We start from the raw sequence: 23,440 nt of genomic DNA, 5'->3' as shown, positions 1-23,440 counted from the left end.
CGAGCGTCGTGAGCGATAGTCCTTTGCCGTGGGCCTGGCCGGCCCCGGAGCTCGGCGAGCCGGCCTGGCCGGGGCCGCCACCGGCGTACGACCCGGCGCCCGGGGCGGCGTACGCCCCGGCCGCCGCCGACCCCGACGCGGCGAACGCCCTTCCGGCCCCCCGGCGCGGCTCCCGCCGCCGCGCGGCCCCCGAACCGGCCGAAGCCCCCGCCCGCCCGGGCCCGGGCACCGGCCGCCGTGGCCGCCCCGCCCCGCAGGACCCGGGTACGGGCCACTGGGAGCGCTCCGCCGCGCCGGACGCGGGACCCGAACCCCTCGCGGGCACCGGCCGCCGGGGCCGTCCCGCCCCGCCGGACGCGGGACCCGAGCCGGGCCCGGGTGCGGGCTACCGGAGGCGCTCCGCCGCGCCGGACGCGGGACCCGAGCCTCTCGCGGGTACCGGCCGCCGTGGCCGTCCCGCCCCGGCGGACGCGGGGCCGGAGCCGGGCCCGGGTGCGGGCTACCGGAGGCGCTACGGGGCGCCGGACGCGGGACCCGACCCCCTTGCGGGTACCGGCCGCCGTGGCCGTCCCGCCCCGCCGGACGCGGGGCCCGAGCCGGGCCCGGGTGCGGGCCGGCGGGGGCGTCCGGCCCCGGCGGAGGGCGGGGGCGGGCGGCGGCGGAGTCCGGGCGGCGGTGCCCCGAGGAGCGGGCGGCGGCGGCGCGCGGCCGCGCCGGTGGCCGCGCGCGACAGCTGGCGGCGGATCGTGCCGCAGGCGCTGGTCGTCGCCTTCCTCGCCGGCGGCACCACCGCCTTCGTGGCCGCCGACAAATCCGTCCGGCTCACCGTCGACGGAGTCCCCCGCACCGTCCGCACCTTCGCCGGTGACGTCGACGCGCTGCTGGCCGCCGAAGGCCTCGGCGTCGGCCCCCACGACCTCCTCGCCCCGGCACGGGAAGCCTCCCTCGACGACGGCGACGAGATCGTCGTCCGCTACGGCCGCCCCCTGCGGCTCACCCTCGACGGCAGCCGCCGCCAGGTGTGGACCACCGCCCGCACGATCGACGGAGCCCTGCGCCAGCTCGGCGTCCGCGCCGAGGGCGCCTACCTCTCCGCGCCGCGCACCGCCCCCGTCCCCCGCGACGGCCTCACCCTCAGCGTCCGCACCGAGCGCAGCGTCACCTTCATGGCCGACGGCCGCGAACGCACCATCCGCACCAACGCCGCCACCGTCCAGGAGGCCCTCGACCAGGCCGGCGTCACCCTCCACGACCAGGACACCACCTCCGTACCCCCGGACTCCTTCCCGCGCGACGGCCAGACCGTCACCGTGCTCCGGATCACCGGCACCCGCGAGGTCCGCGAGGAACTCGTCCCGTACGAGACGCAGAGGGTCGACGACGCCACCCTCTTCGCCGGGACCGAGGTCGTCGAACAGGCCGGCCGCCCCGGCGCCCGCCGCGTCACGTACAGCCTGCGCACCGTCAACGGGGTCCGCGAGAAGGCCCGCCGGATCGCCGAGGAGACCGTCCGCGAGCCCGTCACCCAGCGGGTCCTCGTCGGGACCCGGACGCTGCCCGCCTCCGTGGCCGGCGCGGACGGCCTCGACTGGGCCGCCCTGGCCCAGTGCGAATCCGGCGGCCGCCCCGACGCCACCGACCCCTCGGGCACCTACGGCGGCCTCTACCAGTTCGACGTACGCACCTGGCAGGCCCTCGGCGGCTCCGGCCGCCCCCAGGACGCCCCGGGCCAGGAGCAGACGTACCGGGCCAAGAAGCTCTACGTGCAGCGGGGGGCGACTCCGTGGCCGCACTGCGGCCGTAGGCTTTACCGGTGAGCACCGCAGAGCAGCAGCCCGAAAGCACCACCTCCGACGCCCTCCTCGGCCCGGCCGACATCCGGGAGCTGGCCGCCGCCCTCGGCGTCCGGCCGACGAAGCAGAAGGGGCAGAACTTCGTCATCGACGCCAACACGGTGCGCCGCATCGTGCGGACCGCCGAGGTGCGTCCCGACGACGTGGTCGTCGAGGTCGGGCCGGGCCTGGGCTCGCTGACGCTCGCACTGCTGGAGGCCGCCGACCGGGTGACCGCCGTCGAGATCGACGACATCCTCGCCGCCGCGCTGCCCGCCACCATCGAGGCGCGGATGCCGCAGCGCAAGGACCGCTTCGCGCTGGTGCACTCCGACGCGATGCTGGTGACGGAACTGCCGGGTCCGGCGCCGACCGCGCTCGTCGCGAACCTGCCGTACAACGTGGCCGTACCGGTGCTGCTGACCATGCTCGACCGCTTCCCGAGCATCGAGCGGACGCTGGTCATGGTGCAGGCCGAGGTCGCCGACCGGCTCGCCGCCGAGCCGGGCAACAAGGTGTACGGAGTCCCCTCCGTCAAGGCCAACTGGTACGCGCACGTCAAGCGGGCCGGGTCCATCGGCCGCAAGGTGTTCTGGCCCGCGCCGAACGTGGACTCCGGGCTGGTCTCGCTGGTGCGGCGGGCCGAGCCGATCAAGACCTCGGCCTCGAAGGCGGAGGTGTTCGCGGTCGTGGACGCCGCGTTCGCGCAGCGCCGCAAGACGCTGCGGGCCGCGCTGGCCGGATGGGCGGGCTCAGCGGCGGGCGCCGAGGCGGCGCTGGTCGCGGCCGGCGTCTCCCCGCAGGCGCGCGGCGAGTCGCTGACGGTCGAGGAGTTCGCGGCGATCGCCGAGCACAAGCCGGCGGCGCAGAGGCCCGCGCTGTGAGCCGCGCCGACACCGCGAGCTCCGTCACCGTACGGGTCCCCGCCAAGGTCAACGTCCAGCTGGCGGTGGGCGCCGCGCGGCCGGACGGGTTCCACGACCTGGCCAACGTCTTCCTCGCCGTGTCGCTGTACGACGAGGTGACGGTCACCCCGGCCGACGCCCTGACGGTGACCTGCGCCGGGCCGGACGCGGACCAGGTCCCGCTGGACCGTACGAACCTGGTCGCGCGGGCCGCCGAGACGCTGGCCGCGCGCAGCGGGCTGCCGGCCCCGGCGGTCCACATCCACATCGCGAAGAACATCCCCGTCGCCGGCGGCATGGCCGGCGGCAGCGCGGACGGGGCGGGCGCGCTGGTGGCGTGCGACGCGCTGTGGGGGCTGGACACCCCGGCGGCGGAGCTGCTCGACATGTGCGCGGAACTGGGCAGCGACGTGCCGTTCAGCCTGGTCGGCGGGGCGGCGCTGGGCACGGGCCGGGGGGAGATCCTGACCCCGGTCGAAGCGGGGGCGTTCCACTGGGTGTTCGCGGTCGCCGACGGGGGCCTGTCGACCCCCGCGGTGTTCCGCGAGTTCGACCGGCTGGCGCAGGGGCGGGAGATCCCGGCCCCGGAGGCCTCGCCGGCGCTGCTCGCCGCGCTGGCCTCGGGCGACCCGGAGGCGCTGGCCGCGACCCTGGTCAACGACCTCCAGCCGGCGGCGCTGTCGCTGCGGCCGGGGCTCGCCGGGACGCTGGCCGCGGGGACGGACGCCGGGGCGCTGGCCGCGCTGGTGTCGGGCTCCGGGCCGACGACGGCGTTCCTGGTGCGCGACGCCGGTGCCGCCGACAAGGTCGCCGCCGCCCTGGAGGCCTCCGGCCTCTGCCGCGCCACCCGCACCGCCACCTCCCCGGCCCCGGGCGCCACCCTCCTGTGACCCCGGCGGGCGATTCCGGCCCCGCCGGCGGCTGAGGACGGGTACCCAGGGCGAGATGAGTACGCGCACCCTGTCGCCCCGTCCGGCGGCGCGGGAGCGTGGGGCCATGACAGCCAGCGCACGCGAAATGGCCGCGGCCACGCCCGCCGGCCGGGACCGGTACGTCGACCTGCTGCGCGTCGCCTCGCTCGCGACCGTCATCGCCGGACACTGGCTGATGGCCGCCGTCAGCGGCGACGGCATAGGGAACCTGCTCGCGCTCGTGCCGCCGCTCCAGGTCCTCACCTGGGGGCTCCAGGTCATGCCGGTGTTCTTCTTCGTCGGCGGGTTCTCGCACGCCCTCTCGTACCGCTCCGTCCGCCGGGGGCACCCCGGACCCGGCGGCTACGCGCTCTTCCTGCGGGCCCGGCTGCGCCGGCTGCTGCGGCCGACGCTCGTGTTCGTCGGCGTCTGGACCGCCGTCGCGCTCGTCGTGCAGCTCGCGGGCGCCGACCGCGGCCCGCTGGCCGGGGCCGCGCTGCGGATCGTCACCCAGCCGCTCTGGTTCATCGGCATCTACCTCGCCATGGTCGCCTGCACCCCGCCCCTCCTGCGGCTCCACGAGCGCCACGGCTGGGCCGCCTTCGCCGCCCTCGTCGCGGCCGCCGGCGCCGTGGACCTGCTGCGCTTCGCCGGCGGGGTCCCGTACGTCGAGTTCCTGAACTTCGCCCTCGTCTGGCTCGCCGTCCACCAGCTCGGCTTCCTGCGCGCCGACGGGCGCATCACCCGCCCCGGCCTCCTCGCCGCCGCCGGGCTCACCGGCGCCGCGCTGCTCGTCGCGTACGGGCCCTACCCGCTCTCCATGGTCGGGATGCCCGGCGAGAAGGTCTCCAACATGGCCCCGCCGACCTTCGCGCTCCTCGCGCACGGGATGTGGCTCGTCGGCGCCGTCCAGCTGCTCGCCCGCCCCGTCGGCGCCCGGCTGGCCCGGCCGCGGGTGTGGCGCGCGGTCGTCGCCGCGAACGGGATCGCCATGACCGCGTTCCTCTGGCACCTCACCGCGATGCTCGCCGTGTACGCCGCCCAGCTCGGCCTCGGCCTGTCGCTCCCCGCGCCGGCCACGGCCGCCTGGTGGGCCCAGGTTCCGCTCCGGCTGCTCGCCGCCGCCGCGCTGACCGGCGTGCTCGTCGCCGTCTTCCGCCGTTTCGAGGCCCCCGCGGCCGGCGCCCCCGCCCCCGGATCCGGGCCGGGCGCCGCCCTCGGCGTCACCTGCTGCCTCCTCGGGATCCTCGGCCTGTCCATGACCGGCCTCGGCGGTCTGCTGGAGGGCCACAGCGCCACCCTGATCGCCCTCCCGCTCACCGCGCCCGCCGCCATCGGCATGGCTCTGGGCGGCTGGCTCCTGGTGGAACGTTCCGCGTCGGTCCGGAGGGTTAGGCTGAGGGGCTGATCCACACCCTTCCCTGGAGCGCGTCTGATGGCCGTCAATCTGGTCAATGTCGAGGCAGTCGGCAAGGTGTACGGAACCCGTGCCCTGCTCGACGGCATCTCCCTCGGCGTGTCCGAGGGGGACCGGATCGGTGTCGTGGGCCGCAACGGCGACGGCAAGACCACCCTGATCCGCATGCTCGCCAAGCTGGAGGAGCCCGACACCGGCCGGGTCACCCAGTCCGGCGGACTGCGCATGGGCGTCCTCACCCAGCACGATTCCCTGGACCCCTCGGCCACCATCCGGCACGAGATCATCCGGGACATGGCCGACCACGAGTGGGCCGGCAACGCCAAGATCCGCGACGTGCTCACGGGCCTCTTCGGCGGGCTCGACCTGCCCGGCTTCGGCCAGGGCCTCGACACCGTCATCGGCCCGCTCTCCGGCGGCGAGCGCCGCCGCATCGCGCTCGCCCAGCTGCTCATCGCCGACCAGGACCTCCTCGTCCTCGACGAGCCCACCAACCACCTCGACGTCGAGGGCATCTCCTGGCTGGCCAAGCACCTCCAGGAGCGCCGCTCCGCGCTCGTCTGCGTCACCCACGACCGCTGGTTCCTCGACCAGGTCTGCACCCGGATGTGGGACGTCCAGCGCGGCACCGTGTTCGAGTACGAGGGCGGCTACAGCGACTACGTCTTCGCCCGCGCCGAGCGCGACCGCATCGCCGCCACCGAGGAGTCCAAGCGGCAGAACCTGATGCGCAAGGAGCTGGCCTGGCTGCGCCGCGGCGCCCCCGCCCGTACCTCCAAGCCGCGCTACCGCATCGAGGCGGCCAACGAGCTCATCGCCGACGTGCCGCCGCCGCGCGACAAGTCCGAGCTGATGAAGTTCGCCAACGCCCGCCTCGGCAAGACCGTGTTCGACCTGGAGAACGTCACCGTCCAGGCCGGGCCGAAGACCCTGCTCAAGCACCTCACCTGGCACCTCGGCCCCGGCGACCGCGTCGGCCTCGTCGGCGTCAACGGCGCCGGCAAGACCTCGCTGCTGCGCGCCCTCGCGGAGGCCGCCCGCACCCAGGGCGAGAAGCAGCCGGCGGCCGGCTCCGTCACCGTCGGAAAGACCGTCAAGCTGGCCTACCTCTCCCAGGAGGTCGGCGAGCTCGACCCGTCGCTGCGCGTCCTGGAGGCCGTCCAGCGCGTCCGGGACCGCGTCGACCTCGGCAAGGGCCGCGAGATGACGGCGGGCCAGCTGTGCGAGCAGTTCGGCTTCACCAAGGAGAAGCAGTGGACGCCCGTCGGCGACCTCTCCGGCGGTGAGCGCCGCCGCCTGCAGATCCTGCGCCTGCTGATGGACGAGCCCAACGTCCTGTTCCTCGACGAGCCCACCAACGACCTCGACATCGAGACGCTGACGCAGCTGGAGGACCTCCTCGACGGCTGGCCCGGCTCGATGATCGTGATCTCCCACGACCGGTTCTTCATCGAGCGCACCACCGACACGGTGATGGCGCTGCTCGGCGACGCGAGCCTGCGGATGCTGCCGCGCGGTCTGGACGAGTACCTGGAGCGCCGGCAGCGGATGATCGAGGCGGCCGCCCCGGCGCCCGCCCCGGCCGCCGTCAAGTCCTCGGCCTCCGGTGACTCGCGGGCCGCGAAGAAGGAGCTGCAGAAGATCGAGCGGCAGCTCAACAAGATGTCGGACCGCGAGTCGAACCTGCACGCCCAGATCGCCGAGAACTCCACCGACTACGACAAGGTCGCCAAGCTCGACGCGGAGCTGCGCGAACTCATCTCCGAGCGGGACGAGTTGGAGATGCGCTGGCTGGAACTGGCCGAAGACGCGTGAGTCCGGCCTCCCCGGAGGCCAACTGAACGGATAACGGCGGTGTCACGGGCCGGTTCTCCCTTGGGTACAGGGGTCGGACCGGCCCGGTGCATGTCGGCCACGGGTGATAGAAAGGTGATCCTCCTCCACCCGCCCGACGCCGAAGGTATGCGCTGATGACCGAGCCGCCCCAGCCGCCGAACCAGCCGCCGACACCTTCCGGTTACGGACACCTGCCCGGCCCGCCGGCCGGGGGAGGCCAACCGCAGGCGGGCGCCAACCCGTACGCCCAGCAGCCGGCCGCCCAGCCCGCGCAGCCGCAGCAGCCCGGCTACGCGTACCCGCCGGCGCCGCCCGGCTTCCCGCCCGCGCCCCCCGGCTTCCCGCCGGCGGCGCAGGGCTTCCCGCCCGGCCCGTCGCTGCCCGGCGCCCCCGGCCCGGGGCCCAGGCGGAACATGACCGTACTGATCGCCGCGGCCGTCGCGGGCGTCCTCGTCCTCGGCGCCGGCTCGTACTTCGCCTTCGCGGGCGGCGGCTCCGACGACCCGAAGCCGCCCGTCGCGCAGAGCTCCGCCCCCGCCGGTCCGACGCCCTCCGCTTCCGCCTCCGTGGACACCGGTGACGGCAGCGGCAACGGCAGCGGTGACCAGGAGGATCTGAACGCGGGCCGCAAGCAGGGCGAGGACAAGGTCCTCTGGTTCAAGACCACCAAGATCGACGGGCCGGGCGCGGGCGTCGAGTCGGCGGGTCAGTGGGTCGTCGGCGACGCCGTCGTCAAGAGCGTCTGGAAGTCGCTCGTCGGCTACTCCGTGACCGACGGCAAGGAGAAGTGGAAGCTCGACTTCCAGACGGAGATCTGCGCCGAGTCGGGACAGACCACCCCCGACGGCAAGACCGTCATCGCCGTCCGGGAAAACGATTCGGACACCGCCTCCTGCAGCCAGCTGAAGATGATCGACCTCAAGACGGGCAAGGAGGGATGGACGAAGGAGGTCGACAAGCAAGGCGCCTTCGACATCGCCAGCGACATCGACCTGAGCCTGTCCGGGGACCTCGTCGTGGTCAACCGCCTCATCAGGGGCAGTGTCTACAAGGTCAGCACCGGTGACCGGCTCTTCGGGGACAACGGCGGCGACGGCTGCCAGCCCGGCGCCTACGCCACCGGCAACGGCAAGGTCATCGGCATCGCCACCTGCCAGGACGCGGACCACACCGTCGAGGTCCAGGGCGCCGACCCGGCCACCGGCAAGAAGGCCTGGACCTACCGGCTCCCCAAGGGCTTCAAGGTCAGCGGCGTCTACTCCGTCGACCCGGTCGTCCTCGACCTCGGCGACGAGGCCGGCAAGGAGCGCTCCATCGTGGTCCTCGGGCCCGACGGGAAGCCCCGCACCACCGTCAGCGGCGAAGGCAGCTTCCCGGTCAACTGCGGCAAGCGCGACCACACCCTCCAGGGCTGCGGCGGCTCCGCCGTCGACTCCGGCAACCTCTACCTGTCCACCGCCGCCGACGCCGGCAAGGCCAACGAGATCGTCGCCTTCGACCTGGGCACCGGCAAGGTCAAGTGGCGCACCCCCGCCGGGGACAAGCGCACCCTCCTCCCGCTCAAGGCCGCCGACGGCAAGCTGATCGCCTACCGCGAGGCCGAGGAGGAGCAGGGCGGCGAGGTCCTGTCCATCCCGGCCGCCGGCGGTGAGCCCACCGTGCTCCTGCGCCACCCGTCGGGACCCGCCGCCCCGATCGAGAGCTCCTTCTACGCCCCCAGGGCCGACTACGCGGACGGCCGGTTCTTCATCTCCGCCTCCCGGCTGCTCGCCCGCGGCAAGGACGAGAAGCTCCTGATGGCCTTCGGCAAGTGAACGAGTCCACCGAGTCGCCCACGAGAGGCAGTAGCACCCGATGAGTATCCCGCCGCCCCCCAGCCAGCCGCCCGCCGGCGGGTTCGGCGCCCCGCAGGATCCGCCCCCCGGCGGATTCGGCGCGCCGGTGCCCCCCGTACCGCCCGCACCGCCCGCGCCCCCGCAGCAGCCGCCGGCCCCGCCGGCGGCCGACCCCCGCCTGCCCGCGTACGGGTACCCGCAGGCGGGCTACGGCTACCCGCAGCAGCCCGGCGCCCCCGGGCAGTTCAGCCCGCCCGGCGCCCCCGGCGCCCCCGGCATGCCCGTGACCGTCGCCACCCCCCTGGCCCCGGCCGGCCCCGGCGGTGGCGGCGGCGGTGGCGACAAGCGCACCCAGCTGATGATCGTCGGCGCGGCCCTGCTCGCCATCGTCCTCATCGTCGGCGGCGGCCTCTGGTACGTCTCCGGCGACGAAGGCGCCACGAGCACCACCGCCACCGACGGCCAGGGCGGCAAGGGCGACCCCAAGGACAAGGAGCCGGCCGCGCCCGGCGGCACCGAGAAGGTGCCCGCCAGCACCAAGTCCAAGACGCTGGTCAACGTTCCCCTCCCGGAGCCGGAGGAGCAGGTCACCGTGGACGGGTCCTGGCTCACCGACTCCGTCTACGCCAAGTCCGACGTGGGCAAGATCGTCGGCTACAACCTGGTCGACGGCGGCAAGAAGTGGGAGACCGCGCTCCCCGCCCACGTCTGCGGCGCCACGAAGTACATCACCGACGACAAGTCGGCCGTCCTCTTCGACGAGGCCATGCCGTCGGCGGAGAAGAAGTACCCGGCGTGCACCCAGGTCGGCGTCATCGACCTGAACACCGGCAAGCTGCTGTGGTCCGCCACCGCCAAGTCCCCCACCGGCGGCGACAAGCCCGTCACCTTCAGCGAGGTGACCATCAGCGGCCAGACCGTCGCGGCCGGCGGCCTCGGCGGCGGCGCCGCCTGGAACCTCGCCGACGGCAAGCCCCTGTGGACGCCGAAGGTCGACGGCCAGGGCTGCAAGGACGTCGGCTACGCGGGCGGCGACGCCCTCGGCGTGATCCGCTCCTGCGGCAGCGCCAGCGAGCCCACCCTGTACGCACAGCTCCTCGACGCGACCACGGGCGCGCCGAAGTACTCGTACAAGCTGTCCGCGGGCATCCCCTACGCCGGCATCATCTCCACCAAGCCGATGGTCATCGCGGCCAACGTCGGCAACACCGCCAAGAACGCCACCAACGTCAGCGACCTCTTCGTCCTCGACGACGCCGGCCAGCTGAAGGCGCGCATCGGCCTCGCCTCGGGAAACTTCGGCCCCGACTGCCCCGCCAACGACGTCGAGCACTGCACCGGCATGGTGGTCGGCAACGGCAAGGTCTACCTGCCCTCCTACGAGCATCAGGGCACCTCGGCCTACGGCAAGACCAACGAGCTGCTCTCCTTCGACCTGGAGACCGGCAAGCAGACCACCGACCGCGCGGACGCCGGTGAGCGGTACACCCTCTACCCGCTGCGCATGGACGGGTCGAACGTCATCGTCTACAAGGTGCCCCCGTACGACAAGGGCGGCCAGATCGTCAGCATCGACGGCAAGACGATGAAGGAAACCGTCCTGATGGAGAACCCGGCCGAGAAGACCAGCCAGCGCGCCGAGACCTCCTTCCTGGTCGACCACGCGGAGTTCCGCTACCACAACGGCAAGCTGTTCCTGGCCTCGAAGTACGCCCGCAAGTCGTCCTCCGCCGGCGGCGACCCGCGCTACCTCTTCGTCTCGTTCACCGCGAGCTGACCGCACCGAAGCAAGCCGAAGCCCCCGGAAGATCAGTCCTTCCGGGGGCTTCTGCGCGGTATCCCCCGCGCGACGTCGAACAAGCGTGTAGCTTGCCGGGTCAGACGGGTGGGGGGTGGGGTGCCTCAATGGGCGTACGGGTCATGGTGGTCGACGAGCACCGGCTGCTGGCCGAGGCGCTCGCCTCGGCCCTGAAGCTGCGCGGGCACCGGGTGCTCGCGGCGGCGGCCCCGGCCGCGGGCGCCGCCGAACTGGTCATCAGCCGCGCCCCGGAGGTCTGTCTCTTCGGCACCGCGACCCCCGCCGACCCGGGGGTCTTCGAACCCGTCGTGCGGATCAAGCGGGAGCGCGCGCAGATCGCCGTCGTGGTCCTGGGCCCGGTCCCCAGCCCGCGCGGGATCGCGGCCGCCTTCGCCGCCGGCGCCTCGGGGTACGTCCGTCACGACGAGCGCATCGAGGGCGTCGAGCGGGCGCTGGCCAAGGCCCGGGCGGGGGAGGTCGCCATCGCCCCGCAACTGCTCCAGGGGGCCTTCGCGGAGCTCCTGAACCCCGCCGCCCAGCCCGATGACGAGGGCAGCAGGCTGCTGAGGCTGCTCACCCCGCGCGAGGTGGAGGTGCTGGTCCGGGTCGCGGAGGGCGAGGACACCCGGCTCATCGCCGCCGGGATGGCGATCGCACCGAGCACCGCCCGGACGCACGTCCAGCGGGTGCTGATGAAGCTGGGCGTGGGATCGCGGCTGGAGGCGGCCGCGCTGGCGGCCCGGACGGGCCTGCTGGACCGGGCGGGTTCGGCCACCCCGACGCGCTGACGGTTCCCCCGCGGGGCGGCATCGGGTATGCCAGTGATCAGCACGCGCGTTCCCGCGTGCGGTTCCCCGCGAGAGGCAGCGAGCGAGTGAGCGAGACGGCGTCATCGAAGTACCTGGTCACCGGCGGCGCGGGATACGTGGGCGGCGTCGTCGCCGCCCACCTCCTGGAGGCCGGGCACGAGGTCGTCATCCTCGACGACCTGACCACGGGCTTCCAGGAGGGCCTGCCGCGGGGCGCGTCCTTCATCAACGGCCGCGTCCAGGACGCCGCGCGGTACCTGGACCCCTCCTTCGACGCGGTGCTGCACTTCGCGGCCTCCTCACAGGTCGGCGAGTCCGTCGCCAACCCCGGCAAGTACTGGGACAACAACGTCGGCGGCACGCTGGCCCTGCTGACCGCGATGCGCGCGGCGGGGGTGGGCACGCTGGTGTTCTCCTCCACGGCCGCCACCTACGGGGAGCCGGGGCAGGGCGCGCTGACCGAGACCTCCGTGACCGCGCCGACCAACCCGTACGGGGCCTCGAAGCTGGCCGTCGACCACATGATCGCGGGGGAGTGCGCGGCGCACGGCCTCGCGGCGGTGTCGCTGCGCTACTTCAACGTCGCCGGAGCGTACGGGGAGCTCGGCGAGCGGCACGACCCGGAGACCCACCTGATCCCGCTGGTCCTCCAGGTCGCCCTCGGGCAGCGGGAGTCCGTCTCGGTGTTCGGCGAGGACTACCCGACCCCGGACGGCACCTGCGTGCGCGACTACGTCCACGTCGCCGACCTGGCGCGGGCCCACCTGTCCGCCCTGCGGGTCGCGACGCCCGGGGAGCACCTGGTGTGCAACCTCGGCAACGGCGGCGGCTTCTCGGTCCGGGAGGTCATCGAGACCGTCCGCGAGGTCACCGGGCGGGAGATCCCGGAGACCCTCGCCCCGCGCCGCCCCGGCGACCCGGCTGTGCTGGTGGCCTCCGCCCGCACGGCGCGCGAGCGGCTCGGCTGGACCCCGACCCGCTCGGACCTCACCGGCATGGTGACCGACGCCTGGAACTTCGCGCGCAGGAACGCTTCCTCCTGAGCCGTTCCGCACCACCCGCCCCACGCCACGGGGTGTGGGGTGCGGGGGGCGCCCGGTTTTCGGCGCACGCCCTCGGGGGGCGCTGTGCGCGGGCGCCCGGCGTGCGTACGCCGGGTGAATCGCCCCCCGTGCAACTGCCCGGGGCACGCGCCGGGCACTAAACCGCCATCCCCACCCCCGTGACGGGCCATTTCAAGCCACCATGAAGCGTGTTCGGAGCGCCCGTTCCCGAAAACCGCTCGGAAAACTTCTGCTATTCGGCCAACCGCGACCCGTGCCCGGCCCTACGCTGATGCGTGACACCGGTGGGGGCCGGTGTTGATTCAGGGGTCGAGACAAGTCGGGTACGACGTCCGGTCCGGGGTAGTGCAGAGATGTCTCGGCGGCGGCCGCGACGCCTGCGGATCACCCGGTCCCGGGCGCCGTACCCGCCGTCGTCCGTTCCCCGACCCTTGGGGGTTTTGTGGTTCGTATCCGGGTTCTCGTCGTCGACGATCACCGCATCTTCGCCGAATCGCTCGCAGCCGCGCTCGCGGCCGAGCCGGACGTGGACGTGTCCGCGGCCGGCAGCGGCCCCGCCGCGCTGCGCTGCCTCGAACGCGCGGTGGCCGAGGGCCGCCGCTTCGACGTCCTCCTCGTGGACGCCGACCTCGGCGCCGCCGGGGGCGTGCCCGCCCAGCGGGAGCCGGGTTCGGGGTCACCGCCGGGCTCGGACGGGATCGCGCTGGTCGCAGGGGTACGGGTCTCCCACCCCGGGGTCCGCACCGTGGTCCTCGCCGAGCGCGACGAGCCCCGCCGGGCGGCCCTGGCGCTCCAGGCCGGGGCCTGCGGCTGGGTCGCCAAGGACTCCTCGCTGTCGCGGCTGCTCGCCGTGATCCGGGGTGTCCTGCGGGAGGAGACGCACCTGCCGCCCGCCCTGCTGACCGGGGTGCTGCGCGAGCTGACGGCGGCGCGCAAGCACCGCACCGACAGCGAGCGGCTGGTGGAGTCGCTCACCCCGCGCGAGCACGAGGTGCTGCGCTGCATGGTGGCGGGCCTGGGCCGCAAGGACGTGGCGGCCCGGCTGTTCCTGTCCCCGCACACGGTCCGCACCCACATGCAGAACGTGCTGGGCAAGCTCGGCGTGCACTCGACGCTGGCCGCGGTGGCCCTGGCCCGGCGGGCCGGCGTACGGCCCGCGGAACTAGCCGGGGATGTTGTCGAACGGAGCGGTCAACTGGCGTAGCAGTCCGGCGAGGTCACCGCGCTGGCCCCGGGAGAGCTGGGCGAGGATCGCCCGCTCCTGGGCCAGCAGCCCGGCCAGGGACTGGTCCGCGCGGTCACGCCCCTCGGGGGTGAGCCGGACCAGGACCCCGCGCCGGTCGTTGGGGTCGGGCAGCCGCTCGACGAGGCCCTTCTTGGCGAGCCTGTCGATGCGGTTCGTCATGGTGCCCGAGGTGACCAGCGTCTGGGTCAGCAGCTGGCCGGGGGAGAGCTGGTACGGCGCGCCGGCCCGCCGCAGCGAGGTCAGGACGTCGAACTCCCAGGGCTCCAGGCCGTGCTCGGAGAAGGCCAGTCTGCGGGCGCGGTCGAGGTGGCGCGCGAGCCTGCTGACGCGACTGAGCACCTCAAGCGGTTCCACGTCGAGGTCAGGGCGCTCGCGCCGCCATGCCGCGACCAGTCGGTCGACCTCGTCCTCCATGCCGATCAGTGTAAGGGGTCTGTCGATATGAAGTCTCTTCATGTCGATCTTCTCGATCTCAAGAATCTTGACGTCGAGATATATTGTGGGCGAGCATGGGGCATGGAGGGGCCGGAACCGCTTCCGCTTCCGATCGCCCCACCAGTAGGGAGGCTCGAACATGCATTCCGATATCGCGTCGGCCAGGACTGCCCGGCCCGCCACGCCCTCCGCACCGACCTGGGACCCCCAGCAGTACCTCCGGCACGCCGGGCACCGCACGCGCCCCTTCCTCGACCTGCTGACCCGGATACCCGAGCTCCCCACCGGCACCCCGCGGATCGCCGACCTCGGCTGCGGCCCCGGCAACGTCACCGCGCTCCTCGCCGACCGCTGGCCCGGGGCCCGCATCACCGGCTACGACCTCTCCCAGGAGATGCTCCACCGCGCCACCGAGGAGTACGCGGGCCCCACCGCCGGCGGCGGCAGCCTCGACTTCCGCCGCGCGGACCTCGGCGGCTGGCTCCCCGAGGAGCCCTACGACCTGATCGTCTCCAACGCCGCCCTCCAGTGGGTGCCCAGCCACCCCGGCTCCTTCGCCCCCTGGATCAACGGCCTGCGCCCCGGCGGGACCTTCGCGTTCCAGATCCCCGCCAACTTCACCGCGCCCAGCCACGCGCTGCTCGCCGGACTCTGCGACGCCCCGCGCTGGCGGTCCCGCCTCGCCGGCCACGGCGCGCGCTACATCCACATCCTCGAACCCGCCGAGTACCTGGCCCGGTTCACCGAGCTCGGCTGCGCCGCCGACATCTGGGAGACCACGTACCACCAGCTGCTCTCAGGGCCCGACCCCGTGCTCGACTGGGTCAAGGGAACCGCGCTGCGGCCGGTGCTCACCGCGCTGGGGGACGACCGCGGGGCCGTGGACGAGTTCCTCGGCGAATACCGCGACCTGCTGCGCGAGGCGTACCCGCAGGGCCCCCGCGGCACCGTGTTCCCGTTCCGCCGGATCTTCGCCGTCGCCCGCAGGGAGGTCTGACCGGCCGGGGGTGAACGACGGCGCCCCGCCACCGGAATTCCGGTGACGGGGCGCCGTCGTGCAGTGCGGGAGCGCTGTGCGGGAGCGCCGTGCGGGAGCGCTTAGAAGAGCTCGCCGTAGGTGTTCCAGCCGCCACCGATGGTGCCGCGGCCCGAGAACGTGCTCAGGCCCTGCAGACCGGTCGGCGAGTAGCGGTACGCGGTACCCGAGGAGTCGACGCCCACCAGGTCGCCGCGGCCGTCACCGGTGATGTCGCCGACGGCGGCCAGCTTGTTGAAGCTGTTGAAGCCGCCGGTGCCGATCTTCACGCGGTCGCCGAGCGGGGCGGCGGCGGAGCCGGTGCCCGGGTAGACCCACAGGGCGCCGCCGTTGGTGTCGCGGGCCACCAGGTCCGCGCGGCCGTCACCGGTGATGTCACCGGCGCCGAGGAGCTTGTTGTAGCTGCCCCAGCCGCCGCCGACGCGGATGCGGTCGGCGAAGTTCTGGGCGTTGCCCTGGCTCGGGTAGAGCCACAGGACGTTCGACTTGTCCAGGGCGAGGAGGTCGCCGAAGCCGTCGTTGGTCAGGTCGCCGATGCCGACGAGGGACTTGTAGATGCCCCAGCCGCCGCCGATCTCGCCCTTCGGGCCGTACAGGACGCCGTTGTAGGTCAGTAGCAGGTGGCCGTGGTCGGCCTTGGACAGCGAGGACGCGAGCGTCAGGCCGAAGTCCGAGACGTACTCGCCCTCGGAGCCGATCAGGTCGCGGTCGGCGAAGTTGCCGTTCTGCTTGCCCAGGTAGGCGTACAGGGAGCCGCCGCTGGTGCGGCCGAAGACCTCGCCCTTGCCGTGGGCGGCCATCGCGCCCTGACCGGCCAGGAGGTCGGTGTACTCCCAGTTGGTGCCGAACTTGAGGCGGTCGCCGAGCTGGCCGTTGCCCAGGCTCGGGTACAGGTAGGCGGTGCCGCCCAGCTCGCGGGCCAGGACCCAGGTCCTGCCGTCGGCGTCGACGACCGGGCTGAGCTGGTTGTAGATCGTCCAGCCCATGCCGTTCTGCACGCCGTCGGCGAAGGGGGAGTTGATGTTCCCCGTGCCCGTGTACAGGAACATCTCGCCGGTCGGCGCGGTGGCCAGCACGTCCGCGATGCCGTCGGCGTTGTAGTCGGCGCCGCCGAGGATCTGGTCGAACTTGCCCCAGCCGGAACCGACCTGGACGCGGTCGCCGTACGGGGTGTCGGACCCGGCCCGGCCGGTGCCCGGGTACAGGTACAGCGCGCCGCCGTGGGTGCGGGCCAGCAGGTCGGGGTTGCCGTCGCCGGTCATGTCGCCCGCGGCGATCAGCTTGTTGTACGCGTTCCAGCCGCGGCTGGACCACGTCACGCCGGTCGTGCCGACCGTGGACCCGGCCTCGGTCAGGGACAGCGTGCCGTTGACCGACAGCGTCAGCAGTTCCGGGTACCCGTTGTGGTTGAGGTCGCCGGCCGGGAGGAGGTCCTTGAAATCGTCCTCGTAGTCGGCCTTCGAGACGTAGAACTCCTCGTCGGAGGTGGTCGGCGTCTTCGACTTCTTCAGGAAGGTGGTGCCGCCGATGTCGCGGTAGAGCAGGTCGTCCGAACCGTCCTGGTCCACGTCGAACCGCGGCGCGACGGTCTTGCCGACCGTGGCCGTGGCCGGAGCGTCGGCGCCGCGCTGCAGCTTCTGCTTCGACTGGGCGCCGGCCTTGGGCGCGGCCGTCGGCAGGACGCCGTGGCCGCGCATGTCGACCTTCGGCAGCGGGCGCTCGGCCGGAGGCTTCGGCGCGCCGTCAGCCGAGGCGGGGCCGGCCAGGAGCATGCCGGCCGCGAGGGCGACGGCGGTGGAGGCCGCGAGACGGCCGGAGCGCTTGGGGCGCATGAAAGACAAGAGGTCTCCCTGTTGAAAAAAGCAGGCGAAACCGGGTTGAAGGCACTCGTGCAGGGCGCGCTAAAGCGCAGCACATTGCACAGAGGTTGGCATTACCCCCCCGGGAAGTAACCGAAGAGTACCTCCGGGACGGGAGAGTCAGTAGTGATTTCCCGGGGGATTTTGATCACGTTCAGAATCTGCCTCCGGACATGACGGTGCCCGGGTCGGAAGACCCGGGCACCGTGTGGATTCGGCCACGTCCTCAGCTCTTGCGGCGGCCCACCAGCTGTGGCTTCGCCTCCAGGCCGTCCAGCCCGTGCCAGGCCAGATTCACCAGGTGCGCGGCCACCTCCGCCTTCTTCGGGCGGCGCGTTTCCAGCCACCACTGACCCGTCAGCGCCACCATCCCGACCAGCGCCTGCGCGTACAGCGGGGCGAGCTTCGGATCGAAGCCCCGGTTCTTGAACTCCATCCCGAGGATGTCCTCGACCTGCGTGGCGATGTCGCTGATCAGCGAGGCGAACGTGCCCGTCGACTGGGCCACCGGCGAGTCCCGGACCAGGATCCGGAATCCGTCCGTGTAGTTCTCGATGTAATCCAGCAGCGCGAAAGCCGCCTGCTCCAGCAGCTCCCGCGGATGGCCCGCCGTCAGCGCGCCCGTCACCCCGTCGAGCAGCTGGCGCATCTCCCGGTCCACGACGACCGCGTACAGGCCCTCCTTGCCGCCGAAGTGCTCGTACACCACCGGCTTGGACACCCCGGCCTTCGCCGCGATCTCCTCCACCGAAGTGCCCTCGAAGCCCTTCTCGGCGAACAGGGCCCGGCCGATGTCCAACAGCTGCTGGCGCCGCTCGGCACCCGTCATCCGGACCCGGCGGCCGCGCCGGGGCTTGTCACTGCTGGAACTGCTGCCGTCGATCGCCACGTCCCCCATCATGCCGCGTTCGATGTCTTTTCCTTGCGCCGGGCGTCGATGCGGGACTCCGAAGGCCACCGCACGTCCGACGCCCACCCCAGCTGTTCGAACCAGCGGATCAGCCGCGCGCTGGAGTCCACCTGGCCGCGCAGCACGCCGTGCCGCGCCGACGTCGGATCCGCGTGGTGCAGGTTGTGCCAGGACTCCCCGCACGACAGCACCGCCAGCCACCACACGTTGCCGCTGCGGTCGCGCGACTTGAACGGCCGCTTGCCCACCGCGTGACAGATCGAATTGATCGACCACGTCACGTGGTGCAGCAGCGCCACCCGCACCAGCGAGCCCCAGAAGAACGCCGTGAACGCCCCCCACCAGGACATCGTCACCAGACCGCCCACCAGCGGCGGGATCGCCAGCGAGAACACCGTCCAGTAGACGAAGTCCCGTGAGATCCGCCGCAGCGCCGGGTCCTTGATCAGATCGGGCGCGTACTTCTGCTGGTCGGTCTGCTCCTCGTCGAACAGCCAGCCGATGTGCGCCCACCACAGGCCCTTCATCAGGGCCGGCACCGTCTCGCCGAACCGCCACGGCGAATGCGGGTCGCCCTCGTGGTCCGAGTACTTGTGGTGCTTGCGGTGGTCGGCCACCCAGCGCACCACCGGCCCCTCCACCGCCAGCGACCCCATGACCGCCAGCGCGATCCGCAGCGGCCGCTTCGCCTTGAAGGAACCGTGGGTGAAGTAACGGTGGAAGCCGATCGTGATCCCGTGGCAGGCCAGGAAGTACATGAACGTCATCAGACCGACGTCCAGCCAGCTCACCCCCCAGCCCCAGGCCAGCGGGATCGCCGCCAGCAGCGCCACGAAGGGGACGGTGATGAACAGCAGCAGGGCGATCTGCTCGATGGAACGCTTCTTCTCGCCGCCGAGGGTCGCCGATGGCGCCCCGGTCGCATCGGAGGGCGCCGCTGCGTCCTCAATCAAGTCCGGGCTGATGGTCATGGGGCATCCCCTGGGGGGTGAGGAGTCGGCGGGTGCCCTGATCGCGGACCTACGGGTCCGTAACCTACGGCATCGTAAGTATGGCAAAAGCGGGCCCACCGGCAAGAGGAGCGCGGCCGACGATGACCACCCTTCGAGACGACGCCCCGGCAAGCGGTCGCGATTGCGGGGGCACCGGGACGGTCCGCCTATCCTGTTCTCGTCGGACAGCGCGGTCCGCACGGGCAGCCCGAGCTGCGCATCAGGGTGGAGGTACTCCCAGGTACCGCCGCGCGCACCCCGGGACCCACCTCCCAGTAGCGCTCGAAACACTGCAAGGAGCCGCACCTGTGAGCAGTGCTGACCAGGCCCCCTCCACCTCCGCCACGGCATCCGGCGCCGAAGCCGCGAACGCCGAGCTGCGCGCGGACATCCGCCGCCTCGGCGACCTCCTCGGCGAGACCCTCGTACGCCAGGAGGGTCAGGACCTCCTCGACCTCGTCGAACGCGTCCGAGCCCTCACCCGCACCGACGGCATCGCGGCAGCCGAGCTGCTCGGCGACACCGACCTGGAGACCGCCGCCAAGCTGGTGCGCGCCTTCTCCACCTACTTCCACCTCGCCAACGTCACCGAGCAGGTGCACCGCGGCAAGGAGCTGCGCGCCCACCGCGCCGCCGAGGGCGGGCTCCTCGCCCGCACCGCCGACATGCTCAAGGACGCCGACCCCGAGCACCTGCGCGAGACGGTCAAGAACCTCAACGTCCGCCCCGTCTTCACCGCGCACCCCACCGAGGCGGCCCGCCGCAGCGTCCTCAACAAGCTGCGCCGCATCGCGGCCCTGCTGGAGGAGCCCGTCGCCGGCGCCGGCGAACGCCGCCGCCACGACCTGCGCCTCGCCGAGAACATCGACCTCGTCTGGCAGACCGACGAGCTCCGCGTCGTGCGCCCCGAACCCGCCGACGAGGCCCGCAACGCCATCTACTACCTCGACGAGCTGCACGCCGGCGCCGTCGGGGACGTACTGGAGGACCTCGCCGCCGAGCTCCAGCGCGTCGGCGTCGAGCTGCCCCCCGGCACCCGGCCCCTCACCTTCGGCACCTGGATCGGCGGCGACCGGGACGGCAACCCCAACGTCACCCCCGACGTCACCCGCGACGTGCTGATCCTCCAGCACGAGCACGGCATCACCGACGCCCTCGAACTCGTCGACTTCCTGCGCGGGCTGCTGTCGAACTCGATCCGCTACACCGGCGCCACCGAGGAACTCCTCGCCTCCCTCCAGGCCGACCTGGAGCGCCTCCCCGAGATCAGCCCGCGCTACAAGCGGCTGAACGCCGAGGAGCCGTACCGCCTCAAGGCGACCTGCGTCCGCCAGAAGCTCGTCAACACCCGCGAACGCCTCGCCAAGGGCACCCCGCACGAGGAAGGCCGCGACTACCTCGGCACCGCCGAGCTCCTCACCGACCTCACCCTCATCCAGACCTCCCTGCGCGAACACCGCGGCGCCCTCTTCGCCGACGGCCGCATGGACCGCACCATCCGCACGCTGGCCGCCTTCGGCCTCCAGCTCGCCACCATGGACGTGCGCGAACACGCCGACGCCCACCACCACGCCCTCGGCCAGCTCTTCGACCGGCTCGGCGAGGAGTCCTGGCGCTACGCGGACATGCCGCGCGACTACCGCGGCAAGCTCCTCGCCAAGGAACTGCGCTCCCGCCGCCCGCTGGCCCCCACCCCCGCGCCCCTCGACCCGGCCGGCCAGAAGACCCTCGGCGTCTTCTTCGCCATCAAGGACGCCTTCGAGAAGTTCGGCCCCGAGGTCATCGAGTCCTACATCATCTCGATGTGCCAGGGCGCCGACGACGTCTTCGCCGCCGCCGTCCTCGCCCGCGAGGCCGGTCTCCTCGACCTCCACGCCGGCTGGGCCAAGATCGGCATCGTCCCGCTCCTGGAGACCACCGACGAGCTGCGCGCCGCCGACGTCATCCTCGACGAGATGCTCGCCGACCCCTCCTACCGGCGCCTGGTCTCCCTGCGCGGCGACGTCCAGGAGGTCATGCTCGGCTACTCCGACTCCTCCAAGTTCGGCGGCATCACCACCAGCCAGTGGGAGATCCACCGCGCCCAGCGCCGGCTCCGCGACGTCGCCCACCGCTACGGCGTGCGGCTGCGCCTCTTCCACGGCCGCGGCGGCACCGTCGGCCGTGGCGGCGGCCCCTCGCACGACGCGATCCTCGCCCAGCCCTGGGGCACCCTCGAAGGCGAGATCAAGGTCACCGAACAGGGCGAGGTCATCTCCGACAAGTACCTCGTCCCCTCCCTCGCCCGCGAGAACCTCGAACTGACCGTCGCCGCCACCTTGCAGGCCTCCGCCCTGCACACCGCGCCGCGCCAGTCCGACGACGACCTCGCCCGCTGGGACGCGGCCATGGACACCGTCTCCGACGCGGCCCACGGGGCCTACCGCGCGCTCGTCGAGGACCCGGACCTGCCCGCGTACTTCTTCGCCGCCACCCCCGTCGACCAGCTCGCCGACCTGCACCTCGGCTCCCGGCCCTCCCGCCGGCCCGACTCCGGCGCCGGCCTCGACGGCCTCCGCGCCATCCCGTGGGTGTTCGGCTGGACCCAGTCCCGCCAGATCGTCCCCGGCTGGTACGGCGTCGGCTCCGGCCTCAAGGCCCTGCGCGAGGCGGGCGGCGAGCACGCCCTCACCGAGATGGGAGAGCGGTGGCACTTCTTCCGCAACTTCCTCTCCAACGTCGAGATGACCCTCGCCAAGACCGACCTGCGCATCGCCCGCCACTACGTGGACACCCTCGTCCCCGACGAGCTCAAGCACGTCTTCGACCGCATCCAGGCCGAACACGAGCTCACCGTCCGCGAGGTCCTGCGCATCACCGGCGGCCGGGAGCTGCTCGACTCCAACCCGGTCCTCCAGCAGACCTTCGCCGTCCGCGACGCCTACCTCGACCCCATCTCCTACCTCCAGGTCTCCCTGCTGGCCCGCCAGCGCGCCGCCGCCGAACGCGGCGAGGAGGCCGACCCGCTGCTCGCCCGGGCGCTCCTGCTCACCGTCAACGGAGTCGCCGCCGGCCTGCGCAACACCGGCTGACCGGCGCCCGGCGCCCACGCGAAGAAGCCCCCGCCGGACCGGCGGGGGCTTCCTCGCGCGAGGCGGCCGTCAGGAGTTGTAGGAGGACTGGGCGCGCTCCAGGCCCTCCGCGATCAGGCACTCCACGGCGTCGGCGGCTCGGTCCACGAACCAGTCCAGTTCCTTGCGCTCCGTGGACGAGAAGTCCTTCAGCACGAAGTCCGCGACCTGCATGCGGCCGGGCGGGCGGCCGATGCCGCACCGCACCCGGTGGTAGTCCGGGCCCATCGACTTCGTCATCGACTTCAGGCCGTTGTGCCCGTTGTCCCCGCCGCCCAGCTTCAGCCGCAGCGTCGGGTAGTCGATGTCGAGCTCGTCGTGGATCGCGACGATCCGCTCCAGCGGCACCTTGTAGAAGTCGCGCAGCGCCGTCACCGGCCCGCCCGACAGGTTCATGAACGACATGGGCTTGGCCAGCACCACCCGGCGGTTCGCCGGACCCGGAGGGCCCATCCGGCCCTCGACCACCTGCGCCCGTGCCTTGTGCGCCTTGAACTTCCCGCGCATCCGGTCCGCCAGCAGGTCCGCCACCATGAACCCGATGTTGTGGCGGTTGCCCGCGTACTCCGCTCCGGGATTGCCGAGGCCGACGATCAGCCAGGGCGCCGTGTCGTCCGACATCCGTGCTCCTTAACGAGGACGACCGCCGTCCCGCTCCAGTGGAGCCGGACGGCGGTCGGTCAGCAACTGCTGAGGGGGTGGAGGGGTGAGGCTCAGGCCTCGGTGCCCTCGGCCTCGGCGGCCGGCTCCTCGGCCTGCGGGGCCACGACCTGGAGGACGGCGATGTCGCCGTCGACGGCCAGGGTGGTGCCCTTCGGGAGGACCAGGTCCGAGGCGTGGATGGTCGCGCCGGCCTCGAGGCCCGCGATGGAGACGGTGACCTCGGTCGGGATGTGCGTGGCCTCGGCCTCGACGGAGATGGTGTTCTGGAGGGTCTCCAGCATGTTGCCGCCGGCGGCCAGCTCGCCCTCGGTGACGATCGCGACGTCGACGGTGACCTTCTCGCCCTTCTTGACGATCAGGAAGTCGACGTGAGAGATCGAGCGCTTCAGCGGGTGCTTCTGCACGGCCTTCGGGATGACCAGCTCGGTGCCGGCGTCGCCGAGGTCCAGGGAGATCAGGACGTTCGGGGTGCGCAGCGCCAGCTGAAGGGCGTGGGCGTCGACGTTGACGTGCTTCGGGTCGGTGCCGTGGCCGTAGATGACGGCGGGGGTCAGGGCGTCGCGACGGGCCTGACGGGCGGAGCCCTTGCCGAAGGTGTCACGGATCTGGGCGGAAAGCTTGACCTCGGACATGCTCACTCCTCGTGGGGTGACGGAAATGGACGACAGTCACCCGGCCGGAACGGCCTGCTACGAAGAGCGCGTCGATAACGGAGCGTCCGTACCGGAAACAGGTACGGCCTCCCTCGCCGAGCAACTCGCAGAGTCTACCCGGCCGGGAGG

Annotated in this window: 18 protein-coding genes; 12 read left to right on the top strand and 6 right to left on the bottom strand. The window is 72.8% G+C overall.

What is annotated here, in order from left to right:
* Positions 1–8 precede the first annotated feature (8 nt).
* The 10 genes from EES41_RS43825 (at position 9) to EES41_RS15455 (ending at position 13,611) form a co-directional block, all read left to right on the top strand.
* A complete protein-coding gene (locus EES41_RS43825; RefSeq protein ID WP_302186161.1) occupies positions 9–1,817 on the top strand; it encodes a resuscitation-promoting factor in 1,809 nt (602 codons plus the stop codon).
* Entirely contained in the window at positions 1,814–2,716 is a 903-nt protein-coding gene (rsmA, locus tag EES41_RS15500) for a 16S rRNA (adenine(1518)-N(6)/adenine(1519)-N(6))-dimethyltransferase RsmA (RefSeq protein WP_073778495.1), read from the top strand. The genes EES41_RS43825 and rsmA overlap by 4 nt, the downstream gene beginning before the upstream one ends.
* A complete protein-coding gene (locus EES41_RS15495) occupies positions 2,713–3,627 on the top strand; it encodes a 4-(cytidine 5'-diphospho)-2-C-methyl-D-erythritol kinase (RefSeq protein ID WP_123078891.1) in 915 nt (304 codons plus the stop codon). The genes rsmA and EES41_RS15495 overlap by 4 nt, the downstream gene beginning before the upstream one ends.
* A 106-nt stretch (positions 3,628–3,733) precedes the next feature.
* On the top strand, positions 3,734–5,056 hold the full coding sequence (locus EES41_RS15490; protein ID WP_123078889.1) for an acyltransferase: 1,323 nt from the start codon (positions 3,734–3,736) through the stop codon (positions 5,054–5,056).
* 27 nt (positions 5,057–5,083) lie between these two features.
* Entirely contained in the window at positions 5,084–6,880 is a 1,797-nt protein-coding gene (locus EES41_RS15485) for an ABC-F family ATP-binding cassette domain-containing protein (RefSeq protein WP_123078887.1), read from the top strand.
* Between the two features lie 155 nt (positions 6,881–7,035).
* A complete protein-coding gene (locus EES41_RS15480; protein ID WP_164495843.1) occupies positions 7,036–8,715 on the top strand; it encodes a PQQ-binding-like beta-propeller repeat protein in 1,680 nt (559 codons plus the stop codon).
* A gap of 40 nt (positions 8,716–8,755) precedes the next feature.
* Entirely contained in the window at positions 8,756–10,513 is a 1,758-nt protein-coding gene (locus EES41_RS15470) for a PQQ-binding-like beta-propeller repeat protein (RefSeq protein ID WP_164495842.1), read from the top strand.
* 128 nt (positions 10,514–10,641) lie between these two features.
* Positions 10,642–11,322, top strand: a complete 681-nt coding sequence (locus tag EES41_RS15465) for a LuxR C-terminal-related transcriptional regulator (RefSeq protein ID WP_123078884.1) — start codon at positions 10,642–10,644, stop codon at positions 11,320–11,322.
* Between the two features lie 86 nt (positions 11,323–11,408).
* Positions 11,409–12,386 (top strand): UDP-glucose 4-epimerase GalE, encoded by a 978-nt coding sequence (gene galE, locus EES41_RS15460; RefSeq protein WP_123078882.1) that lies wholly within the window; start codon positions 11,409–11,411, stop codon positions 12,384–12,386.
* 463 nt (positions 12,387–12,849) lie between these two features.
* Positions 12,850–13,611, top strand: coding sequence for a response regulator transcription factor (locus EES41_RS15455; protein WP_123078880.1), 762 nt, complete (start codon positions 12,850–12,852; stop codon positions 13,609–13,611).
* Here the strand turns inward: EES41_RS15455 and EES41_RS15450 are convergent.
* A complete protein-coding gene (locus tag EES41_RS15450) occupies positions 13,570–14,067 on the bottom strand; it encodes a MarR family winged helix-turn-helix transcriptional regulator (RefSeq protein WP_073778511.1) in 498 nt (165 codons plus the stop codon). The two genes, EES41_RS15455 and EES41_RS15450, sit on opposite strands and share 42 nt — an antisense overlap.
* A gap of 160 nt (positions 14,068–14,227) precedes the next feature.
* Between EES41_RS15450 and EES41_RS15445 the strand changes: the two genes are divergently transcribed.
* Positions 14,228–15,085, top strand: coding sequence for a trans-aconitate 2-methyltransferase (locus EES41_RS15445; protein WP_123078878.1), 858 nt, complete (start codon positions 14,228–14,230; stop codon positions 15,083–15,085).
* 101 nt (positions 15,086–15,186) lie between these two features.
* On the opposite strand, the gene EES41_RS15440 is transcribed toward EES41_RS15445, so the two are convergent.
* The 3 genes from EES41_RS15440 to EES41_RS15430 all read right to left on the bottom strand — a co-directional run bounded on the left by EES41_RS15440 (position 15,187) and on the right by EES41_RS15430 (position 18,864).
* Entirely contained in the window at positions 15,187–16,956 is a 1,770-nt protein-coding gene (locus EES41_RS15440) for a VCBS repeat-containing protein (RefSeq protein ID WP_123078876.1), read from the bottom strand.
* A 253-nt stretch (positions 16,957–17,209) separates the two neighbouring features.
* Positions 17,210–17,881, bottom strand: coding sequence for a TetR/AcrR family transcriptional regulator (locus EES41_RS15435; protein WP_123078874.1), 672 nt, complete (start codon positions 17,879–17,881; stop codon positions 17,210–17,212).
* Positions 17,881–18,864 (bottom strand): fatty acid desaturase, encoded by a 984-nt coding sequence (locus tag EES41_RS15430; protein ID WP_123078872.1) that lies wholly within the window; start codon positions 18,862–18,864, stop codon positions 17,881–17,883. The genes EES41_RS15435 and EES41_RS15430 overlap by 1 nt, the downstream gene beginning before the upstream one ends.
* Before the next feature lie 398 nt (positions 18,865–19,262).
* Here EES41_RS15430 and ppc point away from each other — a divergent pair, with 398 nt between their 5' ends.
* Positions 19,263–21,956: a phosphoenolpyruvate carboxylase gene (ppc, locus tag EES41_RS15425; RefSeq protein ID WP_123082479.1), complete on the top strand. Its 2,694-nt coding sequence runs from the start codon at positions 19,263–19,265 to the stop codon at positions 21,954–21,956.
* Positions 21,957–22,025: 69 nt separating this feature from the next.
* Here ppc and pth read toward each other — a convergent pair whose 3' ends face one another.
* Both pth and EES41_RS15415 read right to left on the bottom strand, forming a co-directional pair.
* Positions 22,026–22,616 (bottom strand): aminoacyl-tRNA hydrolase, encoded by a 591-nt coding sequence (gene pth / locus EES41_RS15420; RefSeq protein ID WP_008741862.1) that lies wholly within the window; start codon positions 22,614–22,616, stop codon positions 22,026–22,028.
* Positions 22,617–22,708: 92 nt separating this feature from the next.
* Positions 22,709–23,290, bottom strand: coding sequence for a 50S ribosomal protein L25/general stress protein Ctc (locus tag EES41_RS15415; RefSeq protein WP_123078870.1), 582 nt, complete (start codon positions 23,288–23,290; stop codon positions 22,709–22,711).
* Positions 23,291–23,440 lie beyond the last annotated feature (150 nt).

The organism is Streptomyces sp. ADI95-16 (genome assembly GCF_003721495.1).
Classification (GTDB): Bacteria; Actinomycetota; Actinomycetes; order Streptomycetales; family Streptomycetaceae; genus Streptomyces; species Streptomyces goshikiensis.
This window is presented reverse-complemented; position numbering and strand designations above follow the sequence as displayed.

Coding starts and splice junctions, on each gene's coding strand:
- EES41_RS15490 (WP_123078889.1), top strand. CDS start 3,734: ATGACAGCCAGCGCACGCGAAATGGCCGCGGCCACGCCCGCCGGCCGG.
- EES41_RS15485 (WP_123078887.1), top strand. CDS start 5,084: ATGGCCGTCAATCTGGTCAATGTCGAGGCAGTCGGCAAGGTGTACGGA.
- EES41_RS15480 (WP_164495843.1), top strand. CDS start 7,036: ATGACCGAGCCGCCCCAGCCGCCGAACCAGCCGCCGACACCTTCCGGT.
- EES41_RS15470 (WP_164495842.1), top strand. CDS start 8,756: ATGAGTATCCCGCCGCCCCCCAGCCAGCCGCCCGCCGGCGGGTTCGGC.
- EES41_RS15465 (WP_123078884.1), top strand. CDS start 10,642: ATGGGCGTACGGGTCATGGTGGTCGACGAGCACCGGCTGCTGGCCGAG.
- EES41_RS15450 (WP_073778511.1), bottom strand. CDS start 14,067: ATGGAGGACGAGGTCGACCGACTGGTCGCGGCATGGCGGCGCGAGCGC.
- EES41_RS15445 (WP_123078878.1), top strand. CDS start 14,228: ATGCATTCCGATATCGCGTCGGCCAGGACTGCCCGGCCCGCCACGCCC.
- EES41_RS15440 (WP_123078876.1), bottom strand. CDS start 16,956: ATGCGCCCCAAGCGCTCCGGCCGTCTCGCGGCCTCCACCGCCGTCGCC.
- EES41_RS15435 (WP_123078874.1), bottom strand. CDS start 17,881: ATGGGGGACGTGGCGATCGACGGCAGCAGTTCCAGCAGTGACAAGCCC.
- EES41_RS15430 (WP_123078872.1), bottom strand. CDS start 18,864: ATGACCATCAGCCCGGACTTGATTGAGGACGCAGCGGCGCCCTCCGAT.
- pth (WP_008741862.1), bottom strand. CDS start 22,616: ATGTCGGACGACACGGCGCCCTGGCTGATCGTCGGCCTCGGCAATCCC.
- EES41_RS15415 (WP_123078870.1), bottom strand. CDS start 23,290: ATGTCCGAGGTCAAGCTTTCCGCCCAGATCCGTGACACCTTCGGCAAG.